A 202-nucleotide genomic window follows, 5' to 3' on the forward strand; every position below is an offset into this window, starting at 1 on the left:
TTTGTCGTAAAGATCAGATGCACGACCAGTTTACTGACACTGTGCCGCTTTCTGAGGAATTCCGCCAGTAAATCATTATGATTACTCAATTGATATATTGCCATAACATGTTAAAATAAAAACATTATATCAATGAGCGCTGATGATGTTAAGAGCAACAAAAGTACGCATCTACCCAACACCAGAACAGGCTGAATATCTC

1 protein-coding gene and 1 pseudogene are annotated in these 202 nt (G+C 37.6%); one reads left to right on the forward strand and one right to left on the reverse strand.

Annotated elements, in window-relative coordinates; all coding sequences use genetic code 11:
* Positions 1-89: pseudogene (locus BHE89_RS04550) on the reverse strand (IS200/IS605 family transposase); the annotation flags it as partial.
* Between the two features lie 56 nt (positions 90-145).
* Here BHE89_RS04550 and BHE89_RS26905 point away from each other — a divergent pair.
* Positions 146-202, forward strand: a 57-nt coding sequence (locus BHE89_RS26905; protein WP_353615090.1) for a helix-turn-helix domain-containing protein, incomplete at its 3' end; no start/stop codon positions are given.

It is taken from the genome of Shigella sp. FC1967 (assembly GCF_001743005.1).
In the GTDB taxonomy this organism is placed as follows: domain Bacteria; phylum Pseudomonadota; class Gammaproteobacteria; order Enterobacterales; family Enterobacteriaceae; genus Proteus.